The 18,066-nt window shown below is 65.1% G+C and carries 10 protein-coding genes; 8 read left to right on the forward strand and 2 right to left on the reverse strand.

From position 1 onward, the window contains the following. Positions 1-95 precede the first annotated feature (95 nt). A complete protein-coding gene (locus tag IFT55_RS05015; RefSeq protein ID WP_192089554.1) occupies positions 96-1,280 on the reverse strand; it encodes a hypothetical protein in 1,185 nt (394 codons plus the stop codon). 336 nt (positions 1,281-1,616) lie between these two features. On the opposite strand from IFT55_RS05015, the gene rpoB reads away from it, so the two are divergent. The 3 genes from rpoB to IFT55_RS05030 all read left to right on the forward strand — a co-directional run bounded on the left by rpoB (position 1,617) and on the right by IFT55_RS05030 (position 11,919). Beyond that, positions 1,617-5,762 carry a DNA-directed RNA polymerase subunit beta gene (rpoB, locus tag IFT55_RS05020; RefSeq protein ID WP_192089556.1) on the forward strand — a complete coding sequence of 1,382 codons (4,146 nt, stop codon included), beginning with the start codon at positions 1,617-1,619 and terminating at the stop codon, positions 5,760-5,762. A 77-nt stretch (positions 5,763-5,839) separates the two neighbouring features. After that, entirely contained in the window at positions 5,840-10,120 is a 4,281-nt protein-coding gene (gene rpoC, locus IFT55_RS05025) for a DNA-directed RNA polymerase subunit beta' (RefSeq protein ID WP_192089558.1), read from the forward strand. 212 nt (positions 10,121-10,332) lie between these two features. Continuing rightward, complete coding sequence (locus IFT55_RS05030) at positions 10,333-11,919, forward strand: alpha-N-arabinofuranosidase (protein ID WP_192089750.1); 1,587 nt, start codon at positions 10,333-10,335, stop codon at positions 11,917-11,919. Between the two features lie 238 nt (positions 11,920-12,157). On the opposite strand, the gene IFT55_RS05035 is transcribed toward IFT55_RS05030, so the two are convergent. After that, positions 12,158-12,640, reverse strand: a complete 483-nt coding sequence (locus tag IFT55_RS05035) for a hypothetical protein (RefSeq protein ID WP_192089559.1) — start codon at positions 12,638-12,640, stop codon at positions 12,158-12,160. A gap of 172 nt (positions 12,641-12,812) precedes the next feature. Here IFT55_RS05035 and IFT55_RS05040 point away from each other — a divergent pair, with 172 nt between their 5' ends. From IFT55_RS05040 to IFT55_RS05060, 5 genes are all read left to right on the forward strand, one after another. Next, the gene (locus tag IFT55_RS05040; RefSeq protein WP_192089561.1) at positions 12,813-13,352 is read left to right on the forward strand and encodes a glycoside hydrolase family 108 protein; all 540 of its coding nucleotides are present in this window, start codon (positions 12,813-12,815) and stop codon (positions 13,350-13,352) included. Positions 13,353-13,488: 136 nt separating this feature from the next. Further along, positions 13,489-13,902, forward strand: a complete 414-nt coding sequence (locus IFT55_RS05045) for a holin family protein (RefSeq protein WP_192089562.1) — start codon at positions 13,489-13,491, stop codon at positions 13,900-13,902. Between the two features lie 90 nt (positions 13,903-13,992). Next, complete coding sequence (gene hslV, locus IFT55_RS05050; protein ID WP_192089563.1) at positions 13,993-14,544, forward strand: ATP-dependent protease subunit HslV; 552 nt, start codon at positions 13,993-13,995, stop codon at positions 14,542-14,544. 58 nt (positions 14,545-14,602) lie between these two features. Beyond that, positions 14,603-15,904 (forward strand): ATP-dependent protease ATPase subunit HslU, encoded by a 1,302-nt coding sequence (gene hslU, locus IFT55_RS05055; RefSeq protein ID WP_192089565.1) that lies wholly within the window; start codon positions 14,603-14,605, stop codon positions 15,902-15,904. 379 nt (positions 15,905-16,283) lie between these two features. Next, positions 16,284-17,711: a hypothetical protein gene (locus IFT55_RS05060; protein WP_192089566.1), complete on the forward strand. Its 1,428-nt coding sequence runs from the start codon at positions 16,284-16,286 to the stop codon at positions 17,709-17,711. Positions 17,712-18,066 lie beyond the last annotated feature (355 nt).

Below are 18,066 nucleotides of genomic sequence, written 5' to 3' on the forward strand. Positions count from 1 at the left end.
CATCGGGAAGCGCATGCGCGTGCGCGGGCCGCCCCCGGACGGGTCCGGGCGGCGGTGGAAAGGGGGAAAGCGGAACGTCGTGCCGTTCCGTCCGGTCAGGATCGCCGCACTTCGCCATGCAGCCGGGCTTCCAGCCGGTCGACCATCCGGTCGCCGCGATCGACGAACACCGGGGACAGCTTGCCGTTGGGCAGCACGGGGCCGACGACGAACGCCGCGCTGGTCCTCGATTCACGTCCGTCGGCCCAGCGATACCGGGCGTCGATCGCCATCACCGGCACGAAGAACGGCCGTTCGTTCGCAGTGACGATAGTCAGCGCACCCTTCGGCAACGACATCGTCGCCTCCAGCCGGCGGCGCTCCCCCGGCGCGACCGGGAACGGATCGAGCGCCGCTGCGGCATCGTCCGCAAGGAACGCCGCGATCTGTTCGTCCTGCCGGGCATTGGCGGTCAGCAGCAACGTCGCGATCCGCACTTCCTCGACCGGAATGTCGGTCGCGTTGCCGACGCTTAGGTCGAAATCGAGCAGCGCCTGTTCGCCCTGCAAGCCGACGCGCAACGGCGCGAGTTGGAACTCCAGCGCGCGCGGCGGCAGAGGAGCCGGCACTGGCGGAACTGGCGGTGTGCTTGATGTCGGCGGGGTCTGGGGCGTTGGCGGTGTCGCAGGCACGGGCGGGGTCGGCACGGCGACCGGCGCAGGCGGAGCGGTGGCCGGGACGGGTACGTCGACCGGTTGGGCGACCTCGAAGGCCACATCACCGCGCCGACGCTTGCCAAGGACCAGCGCGATCAGACCGGCAACGGCCAGCCCCGCAACGAACCACAACCATCCCGGAATGCCCGATGCCGGGTCGGCCGGGGCCGCCTGCTCCGCACCTGCCGATGGCGTATCGACGGTGGCTGACGCCGGCGTATCCTCGACCGTACCGACCTGCTCCACCGGATCGGGAACCGGCGCAGACTCCGCCGTCGCCACCGGTGCAGCTACGTTGGGAACAGGATTCGCACGCGACGTCGGCGCGGGCGTTGGACGCGGCACGGGCGTGGCACGCGGCGTCGGCACCGGCGTCGCGGTAGCTCGGACGGTCGGCACGACCAGCGGACGCGGCGTTGGCGTAGCGGTCGGTGTGGACGTCGGTACGGGCACCGGCGTCGGCACCGGTTGCGGCGTGATGTCGTAGATCGGCACCGTACCGTCGGTCTGCGTGACCTGCGCAGCGGCCGGTGCGGATGGGACGGCGATGGCGGCGGTGACCGCGAGCGGGAGAAGGGACTGCATTGCCGTTCTCAACCGGGCTTTTACGCCTCGCGTCAGCCACCCTGGCCGCCAGTTGCGACGAACCGCCCCCATGTCGCGGCCAACCGATCGGGTCCACGTTCGACGCGTGACCCGCGTTGACACATCCCTGCCCTGCTTCTATATCGCAGACTTGCTTCAGGACCGGGAAAGAATGCGTCGTCGCGCAACGCATTGCATGTATGGGCCTGATGCCATTGCAGGACGCTCGAACAGCTGCGACCCCATGCGGGGTGCGCGGCTTTCGTCGTCCTGATCGCACGCCAGCCCGGCCGGCACCGGGTGCAGAATTCGATACAGCACGAGGCCAACGACTCCATGGCGACCAAGGCAAGCACGAGCGGCACGAACAAGCGCCGCATCCGCAAGGTATTCGGCGACATCCACGAAGTGGTGCAGATGCCGAACCTGATCGAGGTGCAACGCGAGAGCTATGAACAGTTCCTGCGTTCCGATCCGTCGATCGGCTATGTGTCCGGTCTGGAAAAGACGCTGCGCAGCGTCTTCCCGATCCGCGACTTCGCCGGCACCGCCGAGCTGGACTTCGTCACCTACGAGCTGGAAGATCCCAAGTTCGACGTCGAGGAATGCCGTCAGCGCGGCATCACCTATGCCGCGCCGATGCGCGTCACGCTGCGCCTGATCGTGTTCGAGGTGGACCAGGATACCGAAGCCCGCTCGGTGCTCGATATCAAGGAGCAGGACGTGTACATGGGCGACATGCCGCTCATGACCGGCAACGGCACGTTCTTCATCAACGGCACCGAACGCGTCATCGTGTCGCAGATGCACCGTTCGCCGGGCGTGCTGTTCGATCACGATCGCGGCAAGACCCACGCGTCGGGCAAGTATCTGTTCGCCGCGCGGGTCATCCCGTATCGCGGTTCGTGGCTGGATTTCGAATTCGACGCCAAGGACATCGTCAACGTCCGCATCGATCGTAAGCGCAAGCTGCCGGTCACGTCGCTGCTCTATGCACTGGGCATGACGGGCGAGGACATCCTCAACCATTTCTACAACCGCGTGACCTTCGTACGCGGCGAAGGCGGCTGGCGCATCCCGTATGCGGCAGAGAACTGGCGCGGCCAGAAGCCGTCGTTCGACATCGTCGACGCGAACACCGGCGAGGTCGTGTTCCCGGCCGGCACCAAGATCAGCCCGCGCCTCGCCAACAAGGCGGGTAAGGACGGTCTTGCCGAACTGTTGATCCCGACCGAGGAAATCTATGGCCGCTATTCGGCCTATGACCTCATCAACGAAACCACCGGCCAGATCTATATCGAGGCGGGCGACGAAGTGTCGGCCGAGAATCTCGAACTGCTGGATCAGGCAGGAATCGAGCGGATCGAACTGCTCGACATCGATCATGTGTCGACCGGTCCGTGGATCCGCAACACGTTGAAGGTGGACAAGGCGGAAGAGCGCGAACAGGCGCTGTCCGACATCTACCGCGTCATGCGCCCCGGCGAGCCACCGACGCTGGAAACGGCGGAATCGCTGTTCGCCGGCCTGTTCTTCGATCCCGAGCGCTACGACCTGTCGGCCGTGGGCCGCGTGAAGCTGAACATGCGCCTCGACCTCGATGCCGAGGATACGGTGACGACGCTGCGCAGCGAGGATATCCTCGCGGTGGTCAAGACGCTGGTCGACCTGAAGGACGGCAAGGGCGAAGTCGACGATATCGACAACCTCGGCAACCGTCGCGTGCGGTCGGTCGGCGAGCTGCTGGAAAACCAGTATCGCGTCGGGCTGTTGCGGATGGAGCGTGCGGTCAAGGAGCGCATGTCGTCGGTCGACGTGTCGACCGTCATGCCGAACGACCTGATCAACGCCAAGCCGGCGGTCGCCGCGGTGCGTGAATTCTTCGGCTCGTCGCAGCTGTCGCAGTTCATGGATCAGACCAACCCGCTGTCCGAAGTGACGCACAAGCGTCGCGTTTCGGCGCTCGGGCCGGGCGGTCTGACGCGTGAGCGCGCGGGCTTCGAAGTCCGCGACGTCCATCCGACGCATTATGGCCGTATCTGCCCGATCGAAACGCCGGAAGGCCCGAACATCGGTCTCATCAACAGCCTTGCGACGTTCAGCCGCGTCAACAAGTACGGCTTCATCGAGACCCCCTATCGTCGCATCGTCGACGGCAAGGTCACGAACGACGTCGTCTATCTGTCGGCGATGGAAGAGCAGAAGCACACCGTCGCCCAGGCGTCGGCCACGCTGAACGAGGACAGCAGCTTCGCCGAGGACCTCGTGTCGGCACGGCAGGCGGGCGAGTTCCTGATGGCGCTGCCCGAAAACGTCACGCTGATGGACGTTTCGCCCAAGCAGCTGGTGTCGGTCGCCGCATCGCTCATTCCGTTCCTCGAAAACGATGACGCCAACCGCGCGCTGATGGGATCGAACATGCAGCGGCAGGCAGTGCCGCTGGTCAAGGCCGAGGCACCGTTCGTCGGCACCGGCATGGAAGAAACCGTGGCGCGCGATTCGGGCGCGGCGATTTCGGCCAAGCGTGCGGGCGTGGTGGATCAGGTCGATGCCGCGCGCATCGTGATCCGCGCGACCGGCGAAGTCGACGCGGCCGAAAGCGGCGTCGACATCTATACGCTGATGAAGTTCCAGCGTTCGAACCAGTCGACCTGCATCAACCAGCGTCCGCTGGTGAAGGTGGGCGACGTGATCGAAGCCGGCGAAGTGATCGCCGACGGCCCGTCGACCGAGTTCGGCGAGTTGGCGCTGGGCCGCAACGCGCTCGTCGCGTTCATGCCGTGGAACGGGTACAACTACGAGGATTCGATCCTCATCAGCGAACGGATCGTGAAGGACGACGTGTTCACGTCGATCCACATCGACGAGTTCGAAGTGATGGCCCGCGACACCAAGCTGGGGCCGGAAGATATCACCCGCGACATTCCGAACGTGGGTGAGGAAGCGCTGCGCAACCTCGACGAGGCGGGCATCGTCTATGTCGGGGCAGAGGTCGAACCGGGCGACATCCTCGCCGGCAAGATCACGCCGAAGGGCGAATCGCCGATGACGCCGGAGGAAAAGCTCCTGCGCGCGATCTTCGGTGAAAAGGCCAGCGACGTGCGTGACACCTCGCTTCGCCTGCCGCCGGGCGTGTCGGGTACGGTCGTCGACGTCCGCGTCTTCAACCGTCACGGCATCGACAAGGACGAGCGCGCGATGGCGATCGAGCGCGAGGAGATCGAGCGCCTCAAGAAGGACTCGGACGACGAGCGCGGCATCCTCAACCGTGCGACGTGGAGCCGCCTGCGCGAAATGCTCGAGGGGCAGACCGCAACGGCTGCGCCCAAGGGCATCCGCAAGGGATCGGTCATCGATCAGGATCTGCTCGACAGCGTCGACAAGCACGAATGGTGGCGGTTCGCCGTCGCTGACGATACGGCGCAAGGCAATCTTGAAGCGGTCAAGGCGCAGTATGACGAAGCGGTGAAGCGTATCACCGACAAGTTCCACGATCGCCGTGAGAAGCTGGAGCGGGGCGACGAGCTGCCGCCGGGCGTGCTGAAGATGGTCAAGGTGTTCGTCGCGGTGAAGCGCAAGCTGCAACCGGGCGACAAGATGGCCGGCCGTCACGGCAACAAGGGCGTCATCAGCCGCATCCTGCCGGCGGAGGACATGCCGTTCCTCGCCGACGGGACGCCGGTCGATCTGGTGCTCAACCCGCTGGGCGTGCCGTCCCGCATGAACGTCGGTCAGATCTTCGAGACGCATCTCGGCTGGGCTGCCCGCAACCTCGGCATGGAAGTCGCCCGGTCGCTGCGCGACTGGCGCGAAGCCAACCCGAACGCGGTCGCCGGCGGCATGCCGTCGGCGGTCAAGGACCGGCTCAAGGAGATCTACGGCGGTCACTATGCCGACGATATCGAGGGCCGGACCAACGAGCAGGTGTCGGAACTGGTCCAGAACATCAGCACCGGCATTCCGATGGGCACCCCGGTGTTCGACGGCGCACGCGAAAGCGACGTGACGGCGATGCTGGAGCTGGCGGGTCTCGACACGTCGGGCCAGTCGATCCTGTTCGACGGACGTACCGGCGACCAGTTCGACCGGATGGTCACCGTGGGCATCATCTACATGCTCAAGCTGCACCATCTCGTGGACGACAAGATCCACGCCCGCTCGATCGGGCCGTACAGCCTGGTTACCCAGCAGCCGCTGGGCGGCAAGGCGCAGTTCGGCGGACAGCGCTTCGGCGAGATGGAGGTCTGGGCGCTTCAGGCGTACGGCGCCGCCTACACGTTGCAGGAAATGCTGACGGTGAAGTCCGACGACGTGGTCGGCCGCACCAAGGTCTATGAGGCGATCGTCAAGGGTGACGACACGTTCGAGGCCGGCATTCCCGAAAGCTTCAACGTGCTGGTCAAGGAAATGCGCTCGCTCGGCCTGAACATCGAGCTGGGCAATGCCGAGAAGACCGGCGACCTCGCCGACGCGGCGGAATGAGGATGGGGCGTCGCATGACGAATGCGACGCCCTTCCCCCTCGCCTGACGAATTTTCCCTCCCTGTGAGGAAAGCAAAATGAACGAACTGACCAATTTCGCGAACCCGGTGGCCAAGCCGGAGACCTTCGACCAGATCCAGATCGGGATCGCTTCGCCCGAGCGTATCCGCTCGTGGTCGTTCGGCGAGATCAAGAAGCCCGAGACGATCAACTATCGCACGTTCAAGCCCGAGCGTGACGGCCTGTTCTGCGCGCGCATCTTCGGTCCGATCAAGGATTACGAGTGCCTGTGCGGCAAGTACAAGCGCATGAAGTACAAGGGCATCGTCTGCGAAAAGTGCGGCGTCGAGGTCACGGTGTCGAAGGTCCGTCGTGAGCGGATGGGCCATATCGAACTCGCTGCCCCCGTCGCGCACATCTGGTTCCTCAAGTCGCTGCCGTCGCGCATCGGCCTGTTGCTCGACATGCAGCTCAAGCAGCTAGAGCGCGTGCTGTATTTCGAATCGTACATCGTGATCGAGCCGGGCCTGACCGCGCTGGAGAAGTATCAGCTTCTCACCGAGGATGAACTGCTCGACGCGCAGGACCAGTATGGCGAGGACGCGTTCTCGGCCGGAATCGGTGCCGAAGCGGTCAAGCAGATGCTGATCGACCTCGACCTCGAGGGCGAGCGCAAGGAGCTGCTCGACGAGCTGGCCGTCACCAAGTCGGAACTGAAGCCCAAGAAGATCATCAAGCGGCTGAAGGTCGTCGAGAGCTTCATCGATTCGGGCAACCGTCCCGAATGGATGATCCTCGACGTCGTGCCGGTTATTCCGCCCGAACTGCGTCCGCTGGTGCCGCTGGACGGTGGCCGCTTCGCCACGTCGGATCTGAACGACCTGTACCGCCGCGTCATCAACCGCAACAACCGGTTGAAGCGTCTGATGGAACTGCGCGCGCCGGACATCATCGTCCGCAACGAAAAGCGCATGTTGCAGGAAGCGGTCGACGCGCTGTTCGACAACGGCCGTCGCGGCCGTACGATTACCGGTGCCAACAAGCGTCCGCTCAAGTCGCTGTCCGACATGCTCAAGGGCAAGCAGGGCCGCTTCCGCCAGAACCTTCTGGGCAAGCGCGTCGACTATTCGGGTCGTTCGGTCATCGTGACCGGTCCGGAACTCAAGCTGCATCAGTGCGGCCTGCCGAAGAAGATGGCGCTCGAGCTGTTCAAGCCGTTCATCTACGCACGCCTCGACGCCAAGGGTTTGAGCATGACGCTCAAGCAGGCGAAGAAGTGGGTCGAGAAGGAGCGCAAGGAAGTCTGGGACATCCTTGACGAGGTGATCCGCGAGCATCCGGTGATGCTGAACCGCGCACCGACGCTGCACCGTCTGGGCATCCAGGCGTTCGAGCCGGTGTTGATCGAGGGCAAGGCGATCCAGCTTCACCCGCTGGTCTGTTCCGCGTTCAACGCCGACTTCGACGGCGATCAGATGGCCGTGCACGTGCCGCTGTCGCTTGAAGCGCAGCTGGAAGCGCGCGTCCTGATGATGTCGACCAACAACATCCTGTCGCCCGCGAACGGCAAGCCGATCATCGTGCCGTCGCAGGACATGGTGCTGGGCCTGTATTACCTGTCGATGGAAAAGACGAACGAGCCGGGCGAAGGCATGCTGCTGGGCGACATGGCGGAGGTGCATCAGGCACTGCATGCCGGTGCCGTCACGCTGCATACCAAGATCGTCAGCCGCGTTCCGCAGACCGACGAGGCCGGCAACCAGTATCTGAAGCGGTACGAAACGACGCCGGGCCGTATGCTGCTGGGCGAAACGCTGCCGCACAGCCACAAGGTGCCGTTCGAAACGGTCAACCGCCTGCTGACCAAGAAAGACGTCGGCGACGTCATCGACGAGGTGTATCGTCACACCGGTCAGAAGGAGACCGTGCTGTTCGCCGATGCGATCATGGCGCTGGGCTTCCGCCACGCGTTCAAGGCCGGCATTTCGTTCGGCAAGGACGACATGCTGATCGCGCCGGACAAGGACAAGCTGGTCGACGAGACCCGCGACCAGGTGAAGGACTTCGAGCAGCAGTATCAGGACGGCCTGATCACGCAGCAGGAGAAGTACAACAAGGTGATCGACGCCTGGAGCCGTTGCGGTGATCAGGTGGCGACGTCGATGATGGACGAGATCAAGGCGGTCCGGCGGTACGAGGACGGCCCGATGGCCGGCCGCGAAAAGCCGATCAACTCCATCTACATGATGGCACACTCGGGTGCCCGCGGTTCGCAGGCACAGATCAAGCAACTCGCCGGCATGCGCGGCCTGATGGCCAAGCCGTCGGGTGAGATCATCGAAACGCCGATCATCTCGAACTTCAAGGAAGGTCTGACCGTCCTTGAATACTTCAACTCGACCCACGGCGCGCGCAAGGGTCTGGCGGATACGGCGCTCAAGACGGCGAACTCGGGCTATCTGACCCGCCGTCTGGTCGACGTGTCGCAGGACTGCGTCATCATCATGGAAGATTGCGGTACCCAGCGCGCGCTGGAAATGCGGTCGATCATCGAAGGTGGCGCAACGATCGCGTCGCTCGGCGAACGTATTCTCGGCCGCACCACGGCCGAGGACGTGGTCGATCCGAAGACCGGTGAGGTCGTCTTCCCGACCGGCACGTTGCTGGACGAGGCGATGATCACGCGGATCGAGGGCATCGGGCTTCAGGCGATGAAGATCCGTTCGCCGCTGGTCTGCGAAGCCAAGGTCGGCGTGTGCGGCACCTGCTACGGACGCGATCTGGCCCGTGGTACGCCGGTGAACATCGGTGAGGCCGTCGGCGTCATCGCAGCACAGTCGATCGGTGAGCCGGGCACCCAGCTGACGATGCGGACCTTCCACATCGGCGGCGCGGCGCAGCTGAACGAGCAGTCGAACCTCGAGGCGCCGGTCGACGGCACCGTCGAGTTCCGCGACCTGCGCCTGATCGAGGACCAGCGCGGCCGCCGCGTGGTGCTCAGCCGGTCGGGCGAGATCGCGATCGTCGACATGGACGGTCGCGACCTGTCGGTGCACCGTATTCCGTACGGCGCGTATGTCCTGTTCGACGATGGCCACATCGTTTCACAGGGCGACCGGATGGCCGAATGGGACCCGTTCACCGCACCGGTCATTACCGAAACCGGCGGTACGGTGAAGTTCATCGATCTGATCGAGAACAAGACCGTTACCGAGCGTGTCGACGAAGCGACCGGTATCGCCCAGCGCGAGATCATCGAATATCGCGTGACGACCAAGTCGAAGGAGGATCTGCGTCCGCGCATGACCCTGCTCGACGACAATTCGGGCGAGGCGGCACGCTATATGCTGGCGCCGGGCGCGGTGTTGTCGGTCGAGGACGGTGCACAGGTACAGGCGGGTGACGTTCTTGCCCGCGTCGCCCGTGAATCGGCCAAGACCCGCGACATCACCGGCGGTCTGCCGCGCGTCGCCGAATTGTTCGAGGCACGTATCCCCAAGGAAGCGGCGATCATCGCCAAGGTTTCCGGTCGGGTCGTGTTCGGCAAGGATTACAAGGCGAAGCGCAAGATCGGCATCCAGCCCGAGGATGGCGGCGAGGTCGTCGAGTATCTGGTGCCCAAGTCGAAGGTGATCGACGTTCAGGAAGGCGACTACGTCAAGCGTGGCGACAACCTGATCGGCGGATCGCCCAACCCGCACGACATTCTGGAAACGATGGGGATCGAGCCGCTGGCCGAATATCTCGTCAGCGAAATCCAGGGCGTCTACCGGCTCCAGGGCGTGAAGATCAACGACAAGCACATCGAAACGATCGTTCGTCAGATGCTGCAGAAGGTCGAGATCACCGACGGCGGCGAAACCACGTTGCTGGCGGGCGAACAGCTCGACCGTGACGAAATGGACGAGGCCAATGCGCGTCTGGCCCCCGGCCAGTCGCCGGCACAGGGCAAGCCGATCCTGCTCGGGATCACCAAGGCTTCGCTCCAGACCCGGTCGTTCATCTCCGCCGCGTCGTTCCAGGAAACGACCCGCGTCCTCACCGAAGCGTCGGTGCAGGGCAAGATCGACAGCCTGAACGGCCTGAAGGAGAACGTCATCGTCGGTCGCCTGATCCCGGCGGGGACCGGTGCGGGCGTGAACCGCCTGCGTGTGGCGGCCACGTCGCGCGACGCGGCACTGCGCGCCCAGCAAAAGGCGTTGCAGGGCTTCATCGCCCCGACTTCGGCGGAAGAAGAGCATGCCGCCGAACTCGCGCGCAGCCCGCGCGACGGACAGGGCGCGTCGGATCCGCTGGCCGATGTCGTCCCCTCGGGGCATGGCACTGACGCCGATGCCGGTGAGTATCTGAACGACTGATCGTTCGGGTTCGCATCGTGAAGTAAGGAAACCGCCGTCCGGGCAACCGGGCGGCGGTTTTCGTTCGTACGTGGACGCCGCGTCCGCCGACGCCGGGTGGCGGCATGCGCACCCTGCCCGCGCCACAATAACCGCCGCCGCCGATTGCCTTCCTGCGTGGGTTCCGATACCCAATAATCAGACAAGTACAGGAAGGGATAATCGTGCGAACCATGACTCGCCGCCGCCCGTGGGGGCACCACGCCCGCACATTGTTCACCGGCACCGCCGCGCTGTTCTGCGCCGTCACCGCGACCGCGCAGACCGCATCCGCCCCGCCGCCCGAACCCGCCCGCATCGCGGTGCGTGGCGATCAGCCCGGCCCGACCTATGACCGGCGCATCTTCACCCAGTTCGCCGAGCATCTTGGCACCGGCATCTATGGCGGGCTGTGGGTCGGCAACAGCCGCACCATCCCCAACACGCGCGGTTTCCGCAACGACGTCGTCGCCGCGCTCAAGCGGCTGGGCGTACCCGCGATCCGCTGGCCCGGCGGCTGCTTCGCCGACGAATATCACTGGCGGGAAGGGATCGGGCCGAAGAACAAGCGCCCGGTCAAGATCAACACCCATTGGGGCGGCGTGACCGAGGACAATGCGGTCGGTACGCATGAATTCATGGACCTGACCGAACAGGTCGGGGCCGAAGCCTATATCTCGGGCAATGTCGGCAATGGCAGCCCGCAGGAAATGGCGGAATGGGTCGAATACATGACCCAGCAGGCCGGCACGCTGGCCGACGAACGCGCCCGCAACGGCCGCAAGGAACCGTGGAAGGTGCCGTATTTCGGCATCGGCAACGAATTATGGGGCTGCGGCGGCAACATGCGCCCGGAATATGCGGCGGACGTCACCCGCCGTTATTCGACCTTCATCAAATCGCCACAGGGCAGCCGCGTCCTGAAAATCGCGTCGGGCGCGAATTCGGACGATTACAACTGGACGGAAGTGATGTTGCGCGAGGCGATCGGCCAGATAGACGCGGTGTCGCTGCATTACTACACCGTTCCCGGCGGGTGGGCGCCCAAGGCGTCGCCGGTCGATTTCGACGAGGCCGGCTGGGCGGAAACGCTGGCGGGGACGTGGAAGATGGAGGAACTGATCGCGAAGCACTCCGCGATCATGGACAAGTACGATCCCAAGAAGCGCGTGTGGCTGGCGGTCGACGAATGGGGGACGTGGTACGGGCAGGACCCCGGCACGCATCCGGGGTTCCTGCGTCAGCAGAATACGATGCGCGACGCGCTGGTCGCCGCGATCAACCTGAACATCTTCGCCAAACACGCCGATCGGGTGAAGATGACCGCGATCGCGCAGATGGTGAACGTGCTCCAGGCGATGATCCTGACCGACGGTCCGAAGATGGTGCTGACCCCGACCTATCACGTGTTCGAGATGTACAAGCCGTACATGGACGGCACCGTGCTGCCGATCGACGTGAAGTCCCCATGGTACAACAAGGATCAGTGGACGCTGCCCGCCGTCTCCGCATCGGCGGTACGCGGCAAGGACGGCGCGGTGCATGTCGCGCTGTCGAACGCCGATCCGAACCGCGCGCAGACGGTGGCGGTACAGTTGACCGGCGTGGCGGGAACCACGCTGACCGGCCGCATCCTGACCGCACCGACGATGAACGCGCATAACCGCTTCGACGCGCCGAACGAGGTGGTCCCGACCGCCTTCACTGGCGCGCAGTTGCAAGGCGGGACGCTGAACGTCACGCTGCCGGCCAAATCGGTGGTGATGCTCGACCTGAAGTGACCGTTCGTCCGAAGGTCCGCGGTACGGCGGACCTTCGGACGGAACCGGTCCGCTGCCGATCACAGCCATCGCTGGATGGTGGGTAGCGGGCCGAAACGGCAAAAAATGATCTTCCCGCGTTTTGGAACAGACCGGAAAATACCTTCCGCCGCCCCGTCATCGAGCGGCGAATTTTTGCGACTGCCCGGAGATATCCCGCGATCGTACCGACGTCGGCGTGACTGCGCGGCGGCAAGGCTTAGCGGCGAACCGCAAGCGCTCGAAGCCGGGCGGCTTGTGTCTGCGTCACGTTCGACCATGCTTTAGACTGACCGCAGTTGTAGTTAATCCACAACGCTCCCTTGGCTGCCGGTGGGTCGGTGCGTGGCGAAGGACGGGGCGTTAGAAAGAGGAGGTAGTCGCCGTCCAGATCGGGCGCTCCCCCTTCGCCATCCATGTAGAATCCGCCGCTGTTCCGCTCGGTGAAGAACGTGAACCTTTGCGGCAGATTACCCTTGAAGCTCTGGACGATTTTCAGTCGGTAGAGGGTCCAGGACCCGTCCTCATCCGACCAGTGGTATTCCGCGGAAACTACATGGGCGCGAACGACCCACTGCGCGTCCCTGAACTCCTGTTCGATACTCGTCTTTGCGTTGTCGACGCCATGGTAGATGCAGAGGGCGTGAGCAGGCGCTGCGAAAGCCGCAACGACACCGATGCAGATAAGGACCCGTAACAGCATACGGTACGATACCGAATGCAATGGCCGCCCGCCACGCCCTTTGGCTTGGATGGCGCACACGCCTACCGGCGCTCAATCGTCCGGCCCGGCCGGCATATTCGTCGTCCCCGCGACCGACGCTTTCCTACAACGAACCGTTCCGGTTATGTTCCACCTCCAACAGGAGGACCATATGGACATCGACCGACTTATCGACGACCTGATCGAGCGCGAAGGCGGCTATGTCGATCACCCCGCCGACCGTGGCGGCCCGACCCGGTTCGGCGTCACCGAAGCCGTCGCGCGCGCCGATGGCTATCGCGGAGAAATGCGCGACTTCCCCCGCGCCCATGCCGTCCGCCTCTATCGCGACCGCTACTGGCGGCAGCCCGGCTTCGATCGCGTTGCGACGCGCGCACCGGTGCTGGCGGCCGAACTGTTCGACACCGCCGTCAATATGGGACCGGTGGTCGCCGGCGGCTTTCTCCAGCGCACGCTCAACGCATTGAATCGCAACGCGCGCGACTGGCCGGACATCGCGTGCGACGGCCGCGTCGGTCCCGCCACGCTCGCCGCGCTCGACGCGATGCTGGCGACACGCGGCACGCATGGCGAGGCGGTGCTGGTGAAGGCGGTCGAGGCGTTGCAGGGCGAACGCTACCTCGCACTGGCCGAAAGCCGCCCGGCGAACGAGGCGTTTCTCTATGGCTGGCTGGCGCATCGCATCGGGTGACACAAAACGCGTGCGAGTGTGACTTTCGTGACCTTTGGCCCCGCCGCGTCCTGGCCACCCTCCGGGTCCGTAGCCCGCCGACCCGGGCGCAACGCCGTTTGCATACCGATTTCGCTCCGATGAAAGGACTTCGACCATGCCGATTCTCGACGGACTGATCGCCCCGATCGCGGGACTGCTCGACAAGCTGATCCCCGACCCCCGCGCCCGCGACGCGGCCAAGCTGGAACTGCTCAAACTCGATGCCACGCGCGACCTCGATCAGGTGCGCGCGCAGATGGCGGCGATTGTGGCGGAGGCGCAGTCGCCCGACCCATGGACGTCGCGCGCGCGGCCGGGGTTCCTCTACGTGATGTACGCGCTGCTGCTATGGGCGATCCCGATGGGCCTGATCTCGGCGGTCCAGCCCGGCATGGCGGAAGCGATCGCAAAGGGCATGACCGCCTATCTGCGCGGTATCCCGGAGGAACTCTACGCGCTCTTCGGCACCGGCTATCTCGGCTACACCGCGGCACGGGCGTGGGGCAAGGCGAAGGGGAACGAACGCTAGGACGGTCCACGGCGGGGGGGGCCTTCAACCGACGCCCCTCCCCAAGGCCGTATCTTGAAGGTTGCGCCCCCCTGCCCCCATATCGCGCTCATGAGCAAAGATACGGTGTGGCACGGCACCACGATTGTCTCCGTGCGCCGCAACGGTCGCGTGGTCATTGCCGGCGATGGACAGGTTTCCGCCGGCAATACGGTGATGAAGCCCAATGCCCGGAAAGTCCGCCCGCTGGGCGACGGCAAGGTCATCGCGGGGTTCGCAGGTGCGACCGCCGATGCCTTCACGCTGTTCGAACGGCTGGAGGCCAAGCTGGAACGCCATCAGGGGCAATTGCTCCGCGCGGCGGTCGAGCTGGCGAAGGACTGGCGGACCGACAAGTTCCTGCGCAATCTCGAAGCGATGCTGATCGTCGCCGACAAGGACGTGACCTTGGTCGTCACCGGTAACGGCGACGTGCTCGAACCAGAAGCCGGCGTCGCCGCGATCGGGTCCGGCGGCAACTTCGCCCTCGCCGCCGCCCGCGCGCTGACCGAATATGAATCGGACGCCGAAAAGGTGGCGCGCAAGGCGCTGGGGATCGCCGCCGAACTCTGCGTCTTCACCAACGACCGCGTGACGCTGGAAGCACTCGACAGCGCTGCCTGACGCTTCTCCATTCCGTCGTCCCGGCGCAGACGCCGGGCGACGTTCCCACAGGAACATCATGACCGAAACTCTGACGCCCAAGGCGATCGTCGCCGCGCTCGACGCGCACATCATCGGACAGGCCGACGCGAAGCGCGCGGTATCGGTGGCGCTACGCAACCGCTGGCGCCGGCAACAGCTTGCCCCCGACCTGCGCGACGAGGTCAGCCCGAAGAACATCCTGATGATCGGGCCCACCGGCTGCGGCAAGACCGAGATCAGCCGCCGTCTGGCGAAGCTGGCCGACGCGCCGTTCGTGAAGGTCGAGGCGACCAAATTCACCGAAGTCGGCTATGTCGGTCGCGACGTCGAACAGATCGCGCGCGACCTTGTCGAGGAAGCGATCCGGCTGGAACGCGAACGCCGCCGCGTGGCGGTGAAGGACAAGGCGGAGGGCGCGGCGATGACGCGCCTGCTCGACGCGCTGACCGGCAAGGGCGCCAGCGAAGCAACGCGCGAAGCGTTCCGCCAGCGCTTCGCCGACGGCCATCTCGACGACAAGGAAATCGAGATCGAGCTGGAAGCGCAGCCGCAGATGCCGTTCGAGATTCCCGGCGGCGCGCCACAGATGATCAACCTGTCCGAAATGATGGGCAAGGCGTTCGGCGGCGGCGGACAGCAGAAGCGCCGCAAGCTGACCGTCCGCGCGGCATGGGACAAGCTGGTCGAGGAGGAGGCCGACAAGCGGCTCGATCAGGACGAGGTCAGCCGGGTCGCGCTGGCCGATGCGGAGGCGAACGGCATCGTCTTCCTCGACGAGATCGACAAGATCGCGGTCAGCGACGGGCGCGGCGGCGGATCGATCAGCCGCGAAGGCGTGCAGCGCGACCTGTTGCCGCTGATCGAGGGGACGACTGTCGCCACCAAATACGGACCGATGAAGACCGACCATGTGCTGTTCATCGCCAGCGGCGCGTTCCACGTCGCCAAGCCCAGCGACCTGCTCCCCGAGCTACAGGGTCGGTTACCGATCCGGGTCGAGCTGAAGGGGCTGACCGAAGCGGATTTCGTCGCGATCCTGTCGGATACCAAGGCATCGTTGCCCGCGCAGTATCGCGCACTGCTGGCCACCGAAGGCGTCGGCATCGACTTCACCGACGACGGCATCGCGGCGATCGCGCGCATCGCGGCAGAGGTGAATGCGGAGATCGAAAACATCGGCGCACGCCGGTTGCAGACGGTGATGGAAAAGCTGTTGGAGGAAGTCAGCTTCGACGCGGAGGACCGTCGCGGCACGGCGGTGACGATCGATGCAGCCTATGTGGACAAGCAACTGGCCAGCATCGCGCGCAACACCGACCTCAGTCGCTACGTGCTGTGACGTAGCGCACGTGTCGAGAACGCGATCCGCGGCGGATGCGTTCTCGACGGGCTACGAGAAGCGACGTTCGCGATTCCCGACCGGACTGGACGCTGGTTCAACGCCGTCCATGTGGCACTGAGGAGCGGGTACGGGCGGTCAGGCCGGACCCGTTGCGTGTCGCCGGCACCCCGGCTGATCCAGAGGGCACCAGCGTGATCCGCCGTCGCCTGATAACTCTGCCGCAACGTGGGCAGACCGATGCCGTCAGCCTTGGCGACGTGGCCGGAATGGCTATGGCGCGCAGTGCGCCGGACGCCATGGCGCATTAAGCGCATCGCAACCGATCCCCGCTAACCTCGCCGACATGGTCGCCGCATCCGCAAACGTCGCGTTGTCCTTGCGGGTATATCGGGCCGGGTGGATCGTACCGGTCGCGGCGCTTGCGATCCTGTTGCAGTCCATGTCGTCGCTGGATTGCGATGTGTCGTGGCTGATCAGTGTCGCCGAGCGCGTGATCGATGGCGCGCTGCTCTATCGCGACGTCGAAGAAGTGAACCCGCCTGCCTCTGTCCTGCTCTACATGCCGTTCGTCGCGGTGGCGCGTGCAGCAGGGATGCGGGTCGAACCGGTTACCGTCGGGCTGTGCATCGTCCTCGCGGCGCTATCGCTGATCCAGGTCGGGCGGCTGCTCGACCGTTCGGTGAGAATCAGCAGCGGACTTGTCGCCGCTGCGGCGTTTGTGCTTCTCATTCTCCCGGCCGACCTGTTCGCGCAGCGCGAGCATCTCGCGCTGGTCGCGGGCCTGCCGATGTTGGCGCTGATGGTCGCGCGGGCGGAAGGGCGATCCGTCACCTGTGCCGACGCCTGCACGGCGGGTTGCGGCGCGGGCCTGATGATCGTCATCAAACCGCACCTCGCGCTCGCCCTGCTGGGGGTTGCAGCCTGGCTGGTTGTTCGGCGACGTTCGTTCAGAAACGCGCTGGACGTCGAATGGGCTGCGGTCGTGCTGACAGGTGTCGGGTACGCGGCGGTCGTGATCGTGGCCTTTCCGCACTATCTCCAGCATATGCTGCCACTGCTGCGGCTCGTCTATCTGCCGGCGCGCGACGCATGGGAGAACCTGATGACAGGACCGGTCGTCGTCGTTCCTGCGGCGGTCGCAGTCCTCACGCTCTGGCTTTCGCGCGGAACCCCGTCGAAGCCGACAACGGTCGCACTACTCGCGACCGGCGGGTTCGTGCTGGCCGCGCTGGTGCAGGGTAAGGGCTATCTCAATCACGGCTATCCGGGGGTAGCGATGGCGCTGCTCGCGGTCGCGCTGGAACTGGCGCGACCGGGCAAGGCGCGCGCATTGGGGTGGTTGTGCGCCTGGATGATCGCGCTGACGTCGGCCTATGGCTACGCGCGCGTGCCCGAACCTCATGCGCTGCGGGACGCAGTCGTCCGTGCCGGGCCGCCGCATCCACGGTTGATCGGCGTGTCGTTCGACATCGCGCTCGGCCATCCGTTGACGCGCTGGGTCGATGGCCGATGGATAGGCCGTCGCGGAAGCCTGTGGGCAACCGGCGGCGCGCGTCAGCAGCTTGAGGAACGTTCGCTCTCGCCCGAACGGCAAGCAGCCTTGCGGCAAGTGGAGGCGGACGACGCCGGGCTGCTCGCCGCCGACATCGTGGCCCGCGCACCGGACATCGTGCTGGTCGACGAGCATCCCGGCCTCGCCTTCATCAGGGCGCATCCCGCACTCGCGGCGGCGATGGCCGTCTATCGCCCGACCGCCAAGGTCGAGTCCATTACGCTGTGGACCCGGCACGCCCCGGCCCGTTGAGGATCATCGGGTATGGGGTTGGCGGTCCGTCGAAGCCACGGCGTACGAACATGCGCTTCCGGCATCGTCCCACCCTTGTGATCGATGCCGTACAACATGCCGGGACCATGTTCTTCCCCATCGAACGCCCGGCCGGCCGGCCGCCTCGGTCGGGATCGGGATCGGGATCGGGATCGGGATCGGGATCGGGATCGGGATCGGGATCGGGATCGGGGGAATGCGGTACGGAGCCATCGCATAGCGTCACAGCATAAAGCGCGGGCGTATCACGCCCGGTCGGCCAGGGCCGGCTAGAGCGTTTTTCAGCCGAGCTGAATCATCAGGGATTCACACGGTGACGGTTTTCTGATTCACG

Source organism: Sphingomonas sp. CFBP 13720, assembly GCF_014842075.1.
Taxonomy (GTDB): domain Bacteria; phylum Pseudomonadota; class Alphaproteobacteria; order Sphingomonadales; family Sphingomonadaceae; genus Sphingomonas.